Below are 15,556 nucleotides of genomic sequence, written 5' to 3' on the forward strand. Positions count from 1 at the left end.
GGCTACCTCACACCACCAGTTGGTTTAAATCTCTTCATATCAAGTTTCAGATTTGAAAAGCCCATAATTAAAATCTACCTAGCGACATTACCGTTTATCTTGATACTTTTTATCGGGCTCCTGTTAATAACCTACATCCCGGAGATATCCCTGCTTTTGGTGAGAAGATAAACTTCACTTTATCAAAACCATCTTTTTGCTATCTTGAAATTCACCTGCCTTAACTCTGTAAATGTAAACTCCGCTTGGAAGCTCATCCGCTTTAAATTTGACTATTCTTACACCCGGTTCAAATCTTTCGCCTTGAACCAGTGTTTTTACTTTTCTACCGAGCAAATCAAAAACTTCAATCGTGACACTCGCTGGCTTAGGCAAGGCAAATTTTATATTTGTTTCAATATTAAACGGATTTGGATAATTTTGATATAAAACGAACTTATCCGGGATCAGATTATTACTACCCGAATCAGTTATAATTTGAAGCCACCTTTCCCTCGCTCTCAAAACAGCTTTTCTTAAAACCTGCACACTATCCCCGCAAACAATCGCAAAACCAAGTTTCAATGTATCGTTATTTTTCAGCAATTGACTTCCACCAGAAATCACCACAGATACATCGCCAGCTCCTGCTGAATTTCTTTTAACACCTTTAAAACTCAACGCCTCCCATTTTTCATCCTTTGTGAAACCATCATATATCCCCCACAGATCATCCCCAGCGTTGTTTATAAACCATATTCCTTGTTCACTCCCGCCAACAAGTGCAATGCCAGTAACCGTTTTTTCACCAGCTGTATCAACATCATACACATAAACAAAGTCCCCAACTGCATCATAAGCAGCTACATTCTCATAAGCACTTCCAAGGTCAAAGTCAAGAAATAAACCAGCCCTGAAATTTTGATAATCCCTTCCAGATTTGTTTACTATCGAATACTTCAACAACACAAAATTCATGTCATCAAAAGTTTGATCAAAAGCAAAACTATTAAGTAAAACCTCAATCCCAATTCTATTTTGGGTTGGTGCCAATGAATCGGTAAAAATTGAGAAGCCATCCTGCGCTGAAATCTCCCCAGGCGTTATAAGGTAAAAGGAAGTCTTTCCAGAGAAATCTCTATTCTGCTTCTGCCCCGTTTCATCCCTTGCCACATCGACAATTTTAGAATTACTAACTCCAGCCATAAAAGCACCTTCAAAAAGTAGATTATTTCCACCACGATAAGTTAAACCTTTCCCTTGTGTGTTGTGTGGATAATCATTAAAAGCAAGATTCCCTCTGCTTGTTATAGTCAAAGTTATAAAGTTAGCATTATGCTCCCTAAATGTAGGTCTAACAAAGACTTTGAAATACATGAAATCGGAATATGAGCCAGAAGAAATTTTAACAACAAACTTTACAGTATAATTTTCTGGGGTATTGGGCAAAATTTGAAATTTAAATGGTTCGTCTAAATTACTTTTACTCTGCAAAGTACCAAGAGAACCAATTGTAAAAGTCCCATTTATTATTTGAACATAAGAGTCGGAAGTTTCAAGTCGTGCAATAAGATTTGAAGCTGGCTCAAGATAGTTTTTAAAAATTCCCCTAATCTGAACCACTTCACCAGGATCAATGGCACCATCTTTATTTCCAAGCGAATCATCTATCACGAAATCTTCAAATCTAACCGCTGGGGAACTAACCGTCAAAGCCCTGTAAGCATTAACACGACCATAACCAAGCTGATAACGATAACTTGGGTTTTTATCATCTATTGGGTCAGCTGTAACTCTTATCTTTTCAGCAACTTGATCGGGAGTTAAGTTGGGAAATTTAGCCCTGACAAGTCCAGCAATTCCAGCAACAAGGGGACTCGCCATCGATGTCCCAGTCAAAGTTGTGTAAGTGTCGTTATACCAAGTATTGAAGATCCCACCATCGACAACAAAAACTCCACCAGGAGCACTCACATCGACTGTTTCACCAAAGTTTGAATACCCAGCTTTAATATCATTTGAATCAACAGAAGCAACGCTTAAAACATGTTTATACCCAGATGGAGAATGAAACTCATCACTCCTACTATTTCCCGCAGCTGCTACAACAAGCGCACCTTTTGAAGTGGCATAATTTATTATCTCCTGCTCAAACCTCGATCCCCCACCACCTCCCCAACTGCAATTTATAACTTTCGCACCATTGTCAACTGCGTAAACGATACCCTCATACCCATAATAAATTAAATTGTCCGAATCATCATCAATAGAAACCTTAACAGCCATAATTTTACACTTAAAACCAACGCCTGCAACACCTATTCCATTATTCGTCACAGCAGAAGCAATGCCCGCAACATGAGTGCCATGGACAGGCTTCTTCTCGCTCGGATCATTATCCTGTTTTGATCTTTGATTATTGAAGTTATCTTTTCCACCAAAATCCCAACCAACGAAATCATCTATATAACCATTACCATCATCATCAACCCCATTGCCTGGAATTTCCCGCCAATTTCGCCATATATTTCCCGCAAGATCTGGGTGATCAAGGTCAACACCTGTATCAGCAATTCCAATTACGATGTTAGTGTCACCTTGGGACAAATCCCATGCGAGAGGTATCTCGACTTTCCTGAGATACCATTGCTTGGTCTCAAAATACGGATCATTTGGAATAAAATTGGGTCTATAAATGTAATGTGGTTCTGCGTATTCAACGCTCTTAAGTTGCGATAATTTTGAAACGACAAAATCAACACTCATCATCTCTGGAAAACGAACAATGTAGAATAAACTTAAATCGGGCTCTCCTCTTTTTAAAAAACGAGCATCATGAGTTGGAAACATCTTCTCGACTGAGCTTACCCCAAGTTTGGTTGAGATATCGGTAAACTCATCTATTTCAACCTTGTTCAAAGCGAGACGATGTTTATACTCTGGCTTGAACTTAACAATTGCGATTCCAGGGATGAACAAGCGCTCTTCATCGTTGGGTTGATAATAAAGTTTATTTATCGTAAGCCCAACGAGATCAAAGTCATTACCACTATGATAAAAAACAGGCGTAACTAAAATCACAAATAAACAGACAAGAAACAACAAAATTATTCGCATAACTAAATCTAAACTTTTTTAAAAAATCTAAACTCCTTGCTCCACCGTAGTTTAAAGAAGCAATATCGTTTTAAAATTAAGGTTTAGAATGAAAAGCCAAAGCCAGCCGAAAGAACATTTACACTGCCAATGGAATAATCAACATTTAAATCGAAAATCGCAAACCCCAATTTGAACCCAGCAGTTGCCCTGAAATTATTTTTGCCCTTCAAGCTAAAACTTATCGTCTTAATTATATCAGCAATAGGAATAGGCGGTTTATATGAATAGTTTATATCTGCTGAAAATGTTTCGTATCCAACGCCCCCGTAAAGCGTAAAGAAAACGAAACTTTTACTCGCATGAACATTTACATTCAAAGCGGTCGCTTTAAGATAATTTCCGATTTTTAACTGCTGATATACACCTTGAATTGCAACATTTATCGGAAACATTGGGATATATTGACTTATGCTATGCCCAAGCCCAATGCCAAGTAAATCTACACTTCCGACATCGTCATTGATTTTAATTGATGGAACAAATCTAACGAGAAGCTCAGAATTCATAGTTGACAAACTTACTTGTGGAACAGCAAGTGGAACGAGTTTTAAACCAATCCCACCAGGTAATTTAACACTATCTGGAAAATTTCCATACTTTGTTTTTGCTCCACCGTCTTTATCGCCAAAAACCGTTGCAGTTTCAACCCTTGAAGGGTTATAATCCGAGCCAAGCTCAGCTGTAAATTTTTTCATCGATGATGGAACAAAAACAGCCATCCCTTTAACGCCAACATAAAACCCCAAAAATTTACTCATTGACGCTGTGTGATAAAGCCCAGAGTTTAAATTTGCTCCCATCACATCAACGAGCGGTTGAATATAACCTTTAGCAGCGGACTCCGGGAAACTTCCAAGATTTTTATCGACTTGTGAAAAAGCAACGATTGGCGAAACTAAAAAAACTCCAATTAGTATAGTTAACCACCTCATTTTTACCTCCATAATTAAGTTTTTAAAGTTTTAACTTACTCTTTCAAGAACGAAATCAGCAAGTTTGAGCAAAGATGCTTTCGCCAGTGAATCCGAAAAATCAGATATTAAAGATTTCGCCCTCTCAAGATACTCTTCAGCAACTTTTAAAGTGTAGTCAATGCCTCCATAACTTTTAACAAAGTCAATCACATAAAAAATATCTTTGTTTCTCGGATTATTTTTTATGATCTTCATCACACGACGGGATTCCTTACGAGATGAGTTTTTCAAAGCGTAGATTAACGGCAGTGTTATTTTCCCATCCCTTATATCCGAAGCGACAGGCTTGCCAGTGATGCTGGTTTCCCCCATATAATCAAGCAAATCATCACGCAATTGAAAAGCAATCCCAAGATTCTCGCCAAAATTTTTAAGTTTATACAACACAACCTCATCATCCGTTGTGCTTGCTGCACCAAGCTCACAACATGCTGAAATTAAAGAAGCCGTTTTATCCGAAATTATCCTAAAGTATACTTCCTCATCAATGTCATTTGATCTGGAAGTTTGAATCTCAAGTAGTTCCCCCTCGCTCATCCTTCGCACCGCCTCGCTTGTTATATGGAGAAATCTATACTCCTTATGCTTCAACGACAAAAGCAAGCCTTGGGCAAGAAAAAAATCGCCAACAAGAACAGCAACTTTATTCCCCCAAATTGAATTTAACGATGGAAAACCACGCCTCATATCTGACTCATCAACGACATCATCATGAATAAGCGTTGCGGTGTGAAGAAGCTCAACAAGAGTAGCTGCATGAAAAGTGGATTCATTTATATCCCCAACAAGCTTCGCACTTAAAAAGACAAGTGTTGGTCTTATCCTCTTGCCCTTTTGCCTTAAAATATAGTGGGAGATTATGTTAAGAAGTTTAACCTTTGAAAACATCATTTTTTTAAAAAAACGCTCAAATTCCAGCAATTCCGTCTTTATAGGCTGTATTATCTCGGTTAAATTCACAACTTACACTGTTTTTGTTTTAAAATTTTGGTTTTTTACCCGTGAGCTGAACGACAAATATGCTAAGCTCATAAAGTAAGTAAAGGGGAATCGCAAGTGTCGCTTGACTTGCGATGTCAGGTCCAGGGGTTAAAACAGCAGCTATTATCAAAATCACAACGATGGCATGCTTTCTATAATGTCTCATAAAAGCAGGGGTTAAAATGCCGATCCTACCCAGAAAAAATGAAAGCATCGGAAGTTCAAACACAATCCCAGAAGCAAGTATAAGACCGATAACAAAACTCATATATTCGTTTATAGCAATTATATTTTGAATTTCTTTACTACCGAAACCAGCAAAAAATTTCAAAGAAACAGGAAGAAGAATAAAATAAGCAAAAACTATCCCAGCAAAAAAACATAAAGAAGAAAAAGCTACTATCCATAGAACATACTTCTTCTCACGGGGCAATAAACCAGGCTCAACGAATTTCCAAAACTGATAAAGTGTAAATGGCAAACTTAAAACAAATCCAGAAATGACAACAACCTGCATATAAAGCATAAATTGACCATACGGTTTGAGATTTTGAAGCTCAAACCCTGCCCTTTTGGCTGGCACAATTAAAATCCCATTGACTATGACATCGCTAAAAAAAGCGCAAACTATAACTCCGACCACAATCCCAAGCAGCGACTTTATAATCCTCGCCCTTAACTCTTCGAGATGCTCCCAAAATGTCATCTCTTTCTCAGAAATCTCAGAATCTCCCCGAAGATTCACATTTTTTACATCAACCTCGCTCATGAAATAGAATCGTCTTTCATTAAAAATTTTTTGATAAGTTAAGCAATTAAAGGGTTAAAATCAACTTTAAAAACTTTCAAAATTAAACCTAAACCACCCATTATTTCAAACTTCACAAACCTGCTTGAGAAGTACAGCTAATTTTGTTAATTTAAAACTATGCCGATAATACATGCGAAAATAAATTAAGATGAAAAAATGGAACCAATAAGAGTTGCATTCTTGTGGCACCAACATCAACCTTACTACAAAGAAAATGGTGAATATCTTCTGCCGTGGGTTAGATTTCACGGCGTTAAAGATTACTGGGACATGGTGCGAATACTTGACGATTATCCCAAAATAAAACAAACTTTTAACCTCGCCCCCTCTCTTATACTTCAAATTATGGATTATGTCAACAACAAAGCAGAAGATAAAATCCTTAAGCTTACGCGAAAAAAAGCCGAAGACCTAACCGAAGACGACAAATTTGAAATTTTAAAAAATTTTTTCATGGCGAATTTTGATAGAATGATAAAACCATATCCAAGGTATCTTGAGCTTTTCAACAAACGTGGTGGCTTTTCATACAGCAATGAAAAATTCGAAGAAGTAAGTCTTAACTTCACACAACAGGATTGGCTCGATCTTCAGGTTTGGTATAACCTTGTCTGGGTTGGAGAATATAGCAAGTATGATGAGCCGTTTAAAAAACTTTTTGAAAAAGGGAAAAATTTTACAGAAGAAGAAAAGCAAATCTTAATTAAAGGTCACTATGAAATTTTATCAAGGATAATTCCAAAACACATCGAGGCTCAAGAGCGAGGACAAATTGAAGTTAGCATAAGCCCATTTTATCATCCCATTTTGCCCTTGCTTTGCGATAGCTCCGTGGCTAAAATTTCATCTCCAAACATAAAACTACCAACCCGAAAATTTACACATCCCGAAGACGCTGACGCACAAATAAAAAAAGCAATTGAACTCTACACCGAAATCTTTGGAGAAAATCCAAACGGAATGTGGCCAAGTGAAGGAGCTATAAGCGAGGAAGTTATAAGCCTCATGGTTGAAAACAAAATCAAATGGACTGCTTCAGATGAAGAAGTTTTGCTAAAATCCCTCGCCATAGGAGAAAGTGACATAAAAGACAACAGTCGAATCAAAATTTATAAACCATATAGATTTAAAACCCCCTTCGGTGAAATTAAAATTGTTTTTAGGGACAGAATCCTTTCAGACTTAATTGGATTTGTGTATTCAAGCTGGGGTCCCGATGATTCAGCCCATGATCTTGTCAATAGAATTTTAAGAATTCGGGATGAAATAATTAAAAACGAGGGTGAAGAAGCACTAAGATATTCACTTGTCAGCATAATCTTAGATGGGGAAAATTGTTGGGAGTATTACCAAAGCGATGGCAAAGATTTCTTGAGGACACTCTACTGGCTTATTTCAAACGATGAGCGAATTGAAACAATAAGATTAAACGATTTCCTTTCGAACACAAAGACGAACGATTTAAAAAACATCTACCCGGGTTCATGGATAAATGCTAACTTCAACATTTGGATAGGTCATGAGGAAGATAACAGAGCGTGGGATTTGTTAAAACAAACGCGCGATTTTCTTGTTCGCGAAAGTTTAAGTGGCAAACATAGCGAGGATAAAATCAAAAAGGCATGGGAAGAGATTTATATTGCCGAGGGAAGCGATTGGTGCTGGTGGTTTGGGGACGAACATGTAACAGCACAAGCTGATGAATTTGATCTGCTATTTAGAAAACACTTGATAAGGGTTTACGAGCTACTCGACGCTGAGCCACCGGTTGAACTTTTACATCCGATCAAGCGCAAATTTGTCAAATTCTTCGTTGTTGAACCTAAAAAGTTTATTTACCCAATAATAGATGGCTCAAGGACACGGAATTTTGAATGGGAAGGCGCGGGCTACTATGATACCGCTCAAATAGGAACAGCGATGCATCAAGTATCAGCAATGGTGAAGAGAATTTACTTTGGTTTCAATGAAGAAAAATTTTTCATCAGGGTTGCTACATCAAGGAATTTAACTGAAAAACATAGGATTGAAATTCACTTCATCGAACCGTGCGAGACGAGAATTGAGTTTAATCATGAAGGCTTCTCGGTAAAGAAAATTGGGAAAAGAGAAAAGCAAGGAATTTTTGAGATAAAGTATGCTTTCGAAGAGATATTTGAATTTGCAATAAGCAGAAAAACATTATGTGCAAGTGATGAAATTTCAAAGATTAAATTCCATATCCATGTCTATGAAGACCATAAAGCAATTGAGAGATGGCCCAGAGATGAATCTATTGTGGTAAGTTTAAAAAACAAAACCCGGTGATGGGCAGGCACCCCTGCGTCACACGAGATTAGTTGCCTACCGTTGCTCCCTTCCGGGCCTGGCGGGGTTCAGCACAATCCCGTTGCGCAGGACCTTACCCAAACACCGGGAAAACACTCAGTGCCCGGGACCGGACTCGAACCGGTACGTCCCTTTCGGGACACAGGATTTTAAGTCCTGTGCGTCTACCATTTCCGCCACCCGGGCACCAAAATCTTTTAAAAATTAAAAAAATGCGACATCAAAACAAAATTTTTTACTTTCCTACCTTACGTTGTGACTTCCAAACCTCATAATTTTTCCTTATATCCTGTAAAACCTCAAGATCAATCATATCATCATCTCTTATTCTAACATCATAGTTTTCCCAGCCCATAAAATTTTGTAAAGATTTTTTCGTCTTTTCATCAAAAATGCCATTAACTGGTCCATCATAAAAACCGCGGTCTTTCATTATCTGCTGTAATTCCCTACATATTTTGTCATCTATCTTTACAAGATTCTTCGGATCGCTTTTGAAAAAGTAAAGTTTGTGAAGTTGATAAAGTCTTTGAAGTTCCTCCAACGGCTTCGGGTGATCATAAATGCTGATGTCAATGTAATTATCCATTGTGCTATCATACCCAGCTCCTTTCTTAACAACTAAAAGTGCGGCTGATTGTTCCCCACGCTTATCCCCCCCTGCTTTTCCACCCGCAACAAGTGCTGCAACGAGTCTATCAGCAAGGTTTCCCTTAGTTTCCTCGAATGTCTTCGCCATAGCTTCAACGGTCCTTTGATCAACAAGTATGTTCCCTTGTACAGCGTAATATTTCCCAACTATAATCTGTCCTTTACCGCCATATTTTTTCTCATTCCCATATCCGACAATTCCTCCAGCCCAATCAAAACATTCTCTCCCAGTCCAACTTGCAGCATTACCTTTAAAATCTACAATTCCAACCTGTCTTATCTCCCTCTGTGGATCATTCTGCAAAAGAATTTGCAGTGCTTGTTCAGCTGTTGCACCATTCTCAAGAAGTGCAAGTCCAACAGGACCATATCCAACATTCGCAAAACTTTGCGTGGCAATTGCTCCAACATTTGCCTTTGCCCATGGAACGATTGGCCTAACATTTGGAAATTTCGATTGAACAGCCACACCAGCTTCGTTTGCCACTGGGTCAAACGCCACAATTGAAAATGTTGCGCTTATCTTCGGCTCAATAAATTCGGATGAAAAATTAACAAATAGCAGAACAAAAAGTGAGATCACAAAAATTAAAATTAACCTCATTTTAGCAACCTCCTTTTGTTTAAAAAATTTTAAAAACTGGAAAGATCGCGGTGCCATTCTCGTTTATCTCACGAATCAAAAAATCATCAAAGAAATTCCAATTAACGAAACCATCATCACTTTCAGGCTCAAGAAGATAAAAAATCAAATTTACCTTCGGCTGCCTAGTTGAAACATAATAATAACTACCCTCAATCTCAACATCCCTAGTTTCATAATGCCCAAATAACCTCGCCTCATTATGACCTTGGAATTTTCGCTCCGAATGTTTTAAACTATCAACGACGAAAACTTCAGCAACTCCTCTGAAGCTATCTTTCACATGCTCAACTCTTATCCCATGTTCAATGAGCTTTTCTGCAATGTTTTTAAATTTACCGCTGAAGACATATGCGATTGGAACTTTCCTTTTCTCGGTTATTTTGAACTCGCCAAAATTTTTTATTTCAAAAATCTCAAGCTTATCGCTTACCTTTCTTTTTTTCTCGCCAGTCAACGTATCAACATACTCAATCACTCTATAACCATAGATTTTTTCTAACTTGTCAAACTCCTTTATCTGAAATCTTATCCCAAGTGAATCAACGCCACCGGAAAGTGCAAGCTCATCCGCTTCCTTAATCAAGTTAAGCATTTCCTCCCGATTTGCTACCACAAATCTTAAAATTTCTTCAATAAATTTTTCAGTTGCATCGATCCTTGTCTTAAAATCTGCATAAACATACGCTTCACTCAAAATCGCAAAACGATTTATCAAACCAACATAATTTGTTCCAAACCTTGGCCTGTGATCAAAAGTTATCCAACCCTTTGATGGATCCAACGGATCAATGAAGTTTCCATAATAGTAAATTCGATATCCGTACTTTCTCCACATTTTATCAGTTACCTCGGCAAACAACTTATCTTTTACAAAAGATGTGATCTTAGAATTTCCATTTGGATTTAAACCCGTTGCATAGGTCAAGACATATCCATGATACGAACCATCTGTAGTATGACAATCGATTACGAGATGGGGATTCCACTTATTGATTACATCTTCAATGAGAGCTTTTATCTCCGGTGTTTCAAGTTTTGTGAAATCACGATTTAAATCGAGTCCTTGTGAATTTTCCCTTACCCCAACCCCAAACTCTGGGCCATTTTGGTGTGGTCTATTTTCTCTACTTATCTTTTCATTTCCATCTGCATTCAAAATCGGAACTGCAAGAACTACAATTTTATCGAGCATCTTTTTAAACTCATCGTTAATGTGAAATTTTCTTAACAAATGTAAAATCGCCTCCTTACCTTCAACCTCACCGCCGTGTATGTTCCCAATTATCAAAACTACAAACTTCCCCCTAACGCTTTCATCTTCAGGTTTTGAAACTTTTGGTTTCGAAAGAATCACCAAGGGCAAATCCCTACCCTCATAACTTTTGCCAAACATACTCAAAGTTGCTATTGAACTTGACCTCGTGATTTGCTCAACAAAATTAATTACATCAGAATATGTCGATGTCTGCTTGTAGTCGGTTATCTCAGGCCGTGACTTTGGAAATTTCTCGGGATTAAAAATCCAAAATAGAGATAAAATTAACAACACCAGCATATTTTCACTTTTGCCTTATTATATATTCGAGACCTTCTGGACTAACGCTTATAAGATTAAAATACTCAGGTAAAATTATCCTCGGTCTTACGAGTCCCGTTTTATCGTTAACAACATCTCGATAACTCACTAAAGCCTTTATCGTCGTATTTATATTCGCCTCCGCCGAAACAAGCTTCGACAAAGTCCCTCTGACAACAACCCTGATATCAGGTGGGAAAAGTATAACTTCTTTATCTGGTGGAATTTCAGTCACTTCCACAGGGATAGTAAATTCACGCTCTGCAACTTGTTCAACTAAAAATTTTACCCGAACAGAATTGTGACTTAACTTGAGCAATCTCTCGTTTGGATTTAAAAGTTCAATATTCGTTTCAGTCTCTTGTCCTAATTTTTCAATCAAAAGTTTTTTAGTAGATATGCTTTCAATACTTGACACTATAGATTCAGCTCCTGAGATTGTAACGCTATCGGGGAAAACTCTTGGTGGATATGCAAAGTCACTATTGTTATCTTTAATTTCATGTAAAAATACAACTGGCACCTTCTTCTCAACCTTGCGATCAAATTCAAGTTTCAAAGATTCTGGCTCAACCTGAATTAAGTAAACATCGCTTGGAAGTGAAATATGAACTCGGCGATCATTCAGCAAGTTAACTTGAAGTCTCCAGCCCACATTAGAAAGATCAATTGTTACATATGGTCGAGAAAAAAAATAAAAGGGCAGGATTTTCCACCCCTGCCCCTTTACTTTCAAATTCACAAATTCAGGATAATCAACTTTAATGGCTTTTTCAGACTGAAGATTTTTTATTATTATCTTCGCTTTGAAATTTTCCTCGTATTCGCCGTTAAGATTCACAGCAAACCAAAGAAAAAAAGCAAACAAAGTTGCAACAATAAATGAAACATACCTCTTCATTTAAGCTCAACCAAACTTCGCTTTGATAATTTTTTCAATTAATTCTTCCTTGGTCGCCTTTGAGATTTCTCTTCCCGTAAGTCCAACTTCTTTAATTTTTCTCGCCATTGAACGAAGTTTCATAACGCTCAAACTTTCAAGGTATGAACGAAGTTCATCTGGAGACTTTGCTTCATATAATTCATCGGGATCAGCTTGCAATTTTCCAGGCACGATCTCAAATGGTTTTTCAGGATAAATTAACATCTCAAGATCATCAATTGGTCTCGGTATCACATGAACTGAGACAAGCTCCCCAACCCTTTGAGCAGCTGCAGCACCTGCGTCAACAGCTGCCTTAACAGCTGCCACTTCTCCAATTATCTTAATCGTCACATAGCCACCCCCAATATACTCTTTCCCAACAAGCTTAACATTTGCAGCTTTGCAAGCTGCATCGGCTGCCTCAATTGCAGCCACAAGCCCTCTTGTTTCTATCATTCCAAGGGCATACTCAATCATAATTTAAAACCCAAGTTAAGTTTTTTAAATTTATTTTCCTTCGGGTCGCTTTGGGAGAATAAGCTCAACATCAGCATGGGGTCTTGGTATCACATGAACTGAGACAAGTTCACCAACTCTTTGAGCAGCTGCTGCACCCGCATCAACAGCTGCCTTAACAGCACCAACATCACCCCGTACCATAACCGTTACATAACCACCACCTATAACCTCTTTTCCAATTAAAGTAACTTTAGCAGCTTTACACATAGCATCAGCTGCTTCGATTGCACCCACTAAACCCTTAGTTTCAATCATTCCAAGTGCATCAAGTGTTTCTGCCATTTTACAATTACCGTATTTTGTTTTTGTTTAAGCATCTGAAAAAATATAATCAGTTGTTTTAAAATTATCAAGTAAGATGTTGACCCATCCACATACCCCCTATTGGAAAGTTAAAATTATCACGATGGTTCAAAATTTTTATCAATCTTCAAAACCTTTGGAAAATCTTTTTTCTTCAAACTCGCCACCAAACTCATATGGTATTGCGTATCCATACCAATCCAACTTGGACTTCTTTATAAGTGAAAGAACATGCTTTTTTATCCTTTTTCGCACTTCAATTATACCCTCAGCCTTCTCAAAAGCTGTTGGCAAAGGTTCACCAGGAAAGAGAAACTTCAACATTGCAACGATCATTTTTTCATCCTGTCCAAGCATGGCAAGAACATTTTTCAGTTTTTTTCGTACTTAATTTACAAACAAACTCAAAACAAGGCAAATTTAAAAATCAAAAATGAACACTCAGCAATAGACAAATTTGTTTTTTACTCTCAATTTTTTTATTATTATTTTTGATAAAATTTTGATGTCAAAAGCGAATATGTTAAAGAAGAGCAAAATTCAGACTTTCACCCCTGAACTCGTTTTGGAAGGGAACAACAAAAAGTTTTATACTTCTGAAGAAGAGAATTGCTTGATAATGAAATTCAAAGATTCCATTGTTTTAAGAAACGGAACTGTTTTCAAAATGAAAGGACACGGTGAACTGCGAAATAAAATCTCCACAATTTTATTTGAATACCTTCGAAATTTTAATCTACTTACTCACTACATAAAGCCCATTGACGAAACATCTATGCTTGTCAGAAAACTTAACATGATCCCCATAAAGGTCGTTGTAAGAAATATAGCAGCTGGAAACTTTTGCGATAGATTTGGGATTGAAAAGGGCACACTACTTGATCAGCCAGTCATTGAACTCTACTACAAAAATAACAGTGCACAATATCCTTTCGTAAATGAATATCATATTTACGCTCTGCACATCTCAACGCCTGAAGAAATAGCAATGATAACACGAACCGCATCAAAGATAAATGCAATTTTGAGATCATTCTTTGAGCGAAGAAATTTAAAATTTGTCGACGCAAGATTTGAATTTGGAATACTTGGAGACGACATTGTGCTCGGAGATGAAATATCTCCAAGAACATGCAGAATTTGGGATGGGGAAACAAACGAACCATTAGATTTTGAAAGGGTTCGCTTAAATATGGGCAATATCCGTGAAAGCTATATGGAAATTTTAAGGCGAATCTCAATTTAATGGGGAACGAAATTTGATAGCTAAATACGGAATTTCTACAGTCGCATGGATAATTGCATTCTCCATAGCCCTATTAATAATTTCACTTTTAATTAAACCAGTTGCGCTGAAAGCAGTAACATTTTTGCTTGCCATACTTATAAGTGGATTTACACTTTTCTTTTTTAGAGATCCAGAGAGAAAAACACCAAACGGTGATGATCTTGTAATTTCGCCAGCTGATGGAAAAGTATTCTTGATACGAGAATTATTTGAAAACGAGTTCATCCTTGACGACGCAATTCAAATTAGCATTTTTATGTCTCCACTAAATGTTCATGTCAATAGGATTCCTATAAGTGGAGAGGTAAAATTTTTAAAGTACATTCCTGGCAAATATATTGTTGCATTTGAAGAAAAATCTTCCGAAAATAATGAGAGAAAGATAATTGGAATAGAAACAGGCGACGGACTAAAAATTATGGTCAAACAAATTGCTGGATTTATAGCAAGGAGAATTGTATGCGAGGTTAAAAAAGGAGACAAGGTTAAAACTGGACAAAGATATGGTATGATTAAATTTGGCTCAAGAGTTGACGTCATTATGCCAAAGAATAAGGTTGAAATTCTTGTTTCAATAGGACAGAAAGTAAAAGCAGGTGAAACTATAATAGCAAAAGTTAAGAGGTGATTTTAATGAGAAAAAATAAGTTTATATTTGTCCCGAGTTTATTCACAATTTTAAATATGTTTTCAGGTTTTCTTGCGATTTTAAATGCGATGAATGGGGCTTTCATTCAATCGGCGTGGTTCATAATTATTGCTGCCATATTTGATTCACTTGACGGAACAATGGCGAGACTAACAAAGTCGGCAACCGAATTTGGAGTTGAACTTGATTCACTTGCCGATGTGATATCATTCGGCGTTGCCCCATCTGTCTTAGTTTATAAATTTTACTTTCATGAGCTTGGAGAAATTGGCTTATTCCTAAGTTCACTCCTTATGATATTTGGTGCACTCAGACTGGCAAGATTTAATGTTGAACTCGTCGGGTTCGATAAAGAATTCTTTAAAGGTCTCCCGATCCCATCTTCCGCTTCAACTGTTGCCTCTTACATAATTTTGTTCTATGATAGCGAGACGGGAATGTCGAAGTTTGAAAAACTTACCTTGATCCCAATGGTAATAGCACTTTCCCTGCTTATGGTAAGTTCTATTAAATATGAAACGATTCCAAAATTTTCCCTTAGATCAATGAAATCATCCCCAATTAAATTCTTTTACTTTTACCTTGGCATAATCCTTGGAATTCTAACACGAGGTAAAATTATATTCCCGTGGTTTGTAATATTTATCTTATCTGGCGCTATAAGATCATTAATTAACACTTTTAAACCAATACTTGGCTTTGCTGGAACTACACCATCTGACGAGACTGAGGATTTTCAAGATTTTGATATTTAAAGACTGATCGGA

At 37.2% G+C, this 15,556-nt stretch carries 15 protein-coding genes, 1 tRNA gene and 1 other RNA gene; 5 read left to right on the top strand and 12 right to left on the bottom strand.

From position 1 onward, the window contains the following. On the top strand, positions 1-171 hold a 171-nt coding region (locus AWW78_RS10430), incomplete at its 5' end, for a TRAP transporter large permease subunit (protein ID WP_141653885.1). 3 nt (positions 172-174) lie between these two features. Here AWW78_RS10430 and AWW78_RS03655 read toward each other — a convergent pair. From AWW78_RS03655 to tatC, 4 genes are all read right to left on the bottom strand, one after another. Beyond that, the gene (locus tag AWW78_RS03655; RefSeq protein ID WP_047134250.1) at positions 175-3,096 is read right to left on the bottom strand and encodes a S8 family serine peptidase; all 2,922 of its coding nucleotides are present in this window, start codon (positions 3,094-3,096) and stop codon (positions 175-177) included. 83 nt (positions 3,097-3,179) lie between these two features. Then, entirely contained in the window at positions 3,180-4,070 is an 891-nt protein-coding gene (locus AWW78_RS03660) for a DUF6588 family protein (protein WP_141653886.1), read from the bottom strand. 30 nt (positions 4,071-4,100) lie between these two features. Then, a complete protein-coding gene (locus tag AWW78_RS03665) occupies positions 4,101-5,072 on the bottom strand; it encodes a polyprenyl synthetase family protein (protein ID WP_047134252.1) in 972 nt (323 codons plus the stop codon). Positions 5,073-5,091: 19 nt separating this feature from the next. Continuing rightward, positions 5,092-5,862: a twin-arginine translocase subunit TatC gene (gene tatC / locus AWW78_RS03670; RefSeq protein ID WP_047134253.1), complete on the bottom strand. Its 771-nt coding sequence runs from the start codon at positions 5,860-5,862 to the stop codon at positions 5,092-5,094. Positions 5,863-6,060: 198 nt separating this feature from the next. Here tatC and AWW78_RS03675 point away from each other — a divergent pair, with 198 nt between their 5' ends. Continuing rightward, positions 6,061-8,211, top strand: a complete 2,151-nt coding sequence (locus AWW78_RS03675) for a glycoside hydrolase family 57 protein (RefSeq protein ID WP_047134254.1) — start codon at positions 6,061-6,063, stop codon at positions 8,209-8,211. Here the strand turns inward: AWW78_RS03675 and ffs are convergent. The 8 genes from ffs to AWW78_RS03715 form a co-directional block, all read right to left on the bottom strand. Next, an RNA gene (gene ffs / locus AWW78_RS03680) (signal recognition particle sRNA small type) lies at positions 8,210-8,310 on the bottom strand. The genes AWW78_RS03675 and ffs overlap by 2 nt on opposite strands. Positions 8,311-8,332: 22 nt before the next feature. Further along, positions 8,333-8,418 (bottom strand) — tRNA-Leu (locus tag AWW78_RS03685). 49 nt (positions 8,419-8,467) lie between these two features. Further along, positions 8,468-9,487 carry a DUF1028 domain-containing protein gene (locus AWW78_RS03690; protein ID WP_082349198.1) on the bottom strand — a complete coding sequence of 340 codons (1,020 nt, stop codon included), beginning with the start codon at positions 9,485-9,487 and terminating at the stop codon, positions 8,468-8,470. Positions 9,488-9,506: 19 nt separating this feature from the next. Then, the gene (locus AWW78_RS03695; RefSeq protein WP_047134255.1) at positions 9,507-11,084 is read right to left on the bottom strand and encodes a M14 family metallopeptidase; all 1,578 of its coding nucleotides are present in this window, start codon (positions 11,082-11,084) and stop codon (positions 9,507-9,509) included. Positions 11,085-11,088: 4 nt separating this feature from the next. After that, positions 11,089-12,006 carry a CdaR family protein gene (locus AWW78_RS03700; protein WP_047134256.1) on the bottom strand — a complete coding sequence of 306 codons (918 nt, stop codon included), beginning with the start codon at positions 12,004-12,006 and terminating at the stop codon, positions 11,089-11,091. A gap of 6 nt (positions 12,007-12,012) precedes the next feature. After that, positions 12,013-12,507: a BMC domain-containing protein gene (locus tag AWW78_RS10985; RefSeq protein WP_047134257.1), complete on the bottom strand. Its 495-nt coding sequence runs from the start codon at positions 12,505-12,507 to the stop codon at positions 12,013-12,015. A 30-nt stretch (positions 12,508-12,537) separates the two neighbouring features. Next, positions 12,538-12,831: a BMC domain-containing protein gene (locus AWW78_RS03710; protein WP_047134258.1), complete on the bottom strand. Its 294-nt coding sequence runs from the start codon at positions 12,829-12,831 to the stop codon at positions 12,538-12,540. A gap of 141 nt (positions 12,832-12,972) precedes the next feature. Next, positions 12,973-13,188 carry a hypothetical protein gene (locus AWW78_RS03715; RefSeq protein WP_141653887.1) on the bottom strand — a complete coding sequence of 72 codons (216 nt, stop codon included), beginning with the start codon at positions 13,186-13,188 and terminating at the stop codon, positions 12,973-12,975. A gap of 169 nt (positions 13,189-13,357) precedes the next feature. Here AWW78_RS03715 and AWW78_RS03720 point away from each other — a divergent pair, with 169 nt between their 5' ends. From AWW78_RS03720 to pssA, 3 genes are read left to right on the top strand one after another with little or no spacing between them, the layout of a single operon-like run. Further along, positions 13,358-14,098, top strand: a complete 741-nt coding sequence (locus tag AWW78_RS03720) for a phosphoribosylaminoimidazolesuccinocarboxamide synthase (protein ID WP_082360002.1) — start codon at positions 13,358-13,360, stop codon at positions 14,096-14,098. A gap of 13 nt (positions 14,099-14,111) precedes the next feature. Continuing rightward, positions 14,112-14,768 carry a phosphatidylserine decarboxylase family protein gene (locus tag AWW78_RS03725; RefSeq protein ID WP_047134260.1) on the top strand — a complete coding sequence of 219 codons (657 nt, stop codon included), beginning with the start codon at positions 14,112-14,114 and terminating at the stop codon, positions 14,766-14,768. A gap of 5 nt (positions 14,769-14,773) precedes the next feature. After that, the gene (gene pssA / locus AWW78_RS03730) at positions 14,774-15,544 is read left to right on the top strand and encodes a CDP-diacylglycerol--serine O-phosphatidyltransferase (RefSeq protein ID WP_075426082.1); all 771 of its coding nucleotides are present in this window, start codon (positions 14,774-14,776) and stop codon (positions 15,542-15,544) included. The last annotated feature ends 12 nt before the right edge of the window (positions 15,545-15,556 follow it).

The sequence above is a fragment of the Candidatus Kryptonium thompsonii genome (assembly GCF_001535985.1).
Taxonomy (GTDB): domain Bacteria; phylum Bacteroidota; class Ignavibacteria; order Kryptoniales; family Kryptoniaceae; genus Kryptonium; species Kryptonium thompsonii.

What these genes read in the sequence shown, in the direction of transcription:
- AWW78_RS03660 (WP_141653886.1), bottom strand. Translation starts at nt 4,070, where the DNA reads ATGAGGTGGTTAACTATACTAATTGGAGTTTTTTTAGTTTCGCCAATC.
- AWW78_RS03695 (WP_047134255.1), bottom strand. Translation starts at nt 11,084, where the DNA reads ATGCTGGTGTTGTTAATTTTATCTCTATTTTGGATTTTTAATCCCGAG.
- AWW78_RS03710 (WP_047134258.1), bottom strand. Translation starts at nt 12,831, where the DNA reads ATGGCAGAAACACTTGATGCACTTGGAATGATTGAAACTAAGGGTTTA.
- tatC (WP_047134253.1), bottom strand. Translation starts at nt 5,862, where the DNA reads ATGAGCGAGGTTGATGTAAAAAATGTGAATCTTCGGGGAGATTCTGAG.
- AWW78_RS10985 (WP_047134257.1), bottom strand. Translation starts at nt 12,507, where the DNA reads ATGATTGAGTATGCCCTTGGAATGATAGAAACAAGAGGGCTTGTGGCT.
- AWW78_RS03700 (WP_047134256.1), bottom strand. Translation starts at nt 12,006, where the DNA reads ATGAAGAGGTATGTTTCATTTATTGTTGCAACTTTGTTTGCTTTTTTT.
- AWW78_RS03715 (WP_141653887.1), bottom strand. Translation starts at nt 13,188, where the DNA reads ATGATCGTTGCAATGTTGAAGTTTCTCTTTCCTGGTGAACCTTTGCCA.
- AWW78_RS03675 (WP_047134254.1), top strand. Translation starts at nt 6,061, where the DNA reads ATGGAACCAATAAGAGTTGCATTCTTGTGGCACCAACATCAACCTTAC.
- AWW78_RS03655 (WP_047134250.1), bottom strand. Translation starts at nt 3,096, where the DNA reads ATGCGAATAATTTTGTTGTTTCTTGTCTGTTTATTTGTGATTTTAGTT.
- AWW78_RS03720 (WP_082360002.1), top strand. Translation starts at nt 13,358, where the DNA reads ATGTCAAAAGCGAATATGTTAAAGAAGAGCAAAATTCAGACTTTCACC.
- pssA (WP_075426082.1), top strand. Translation starts at nt 14,774, where the DNA reads ATGAGAAAAAATAAGTTTATATTTGTCCCGAGTTTATTCACAATTTTA.
- AWW78_RS03690 (WP_082349198.1), bottom strand. Translation starts at nt 9,487, where the DNA reads ATGAGGTTAATTTTAATTTTTGTGATCTCACTTTTTGTTCTGCTATTT.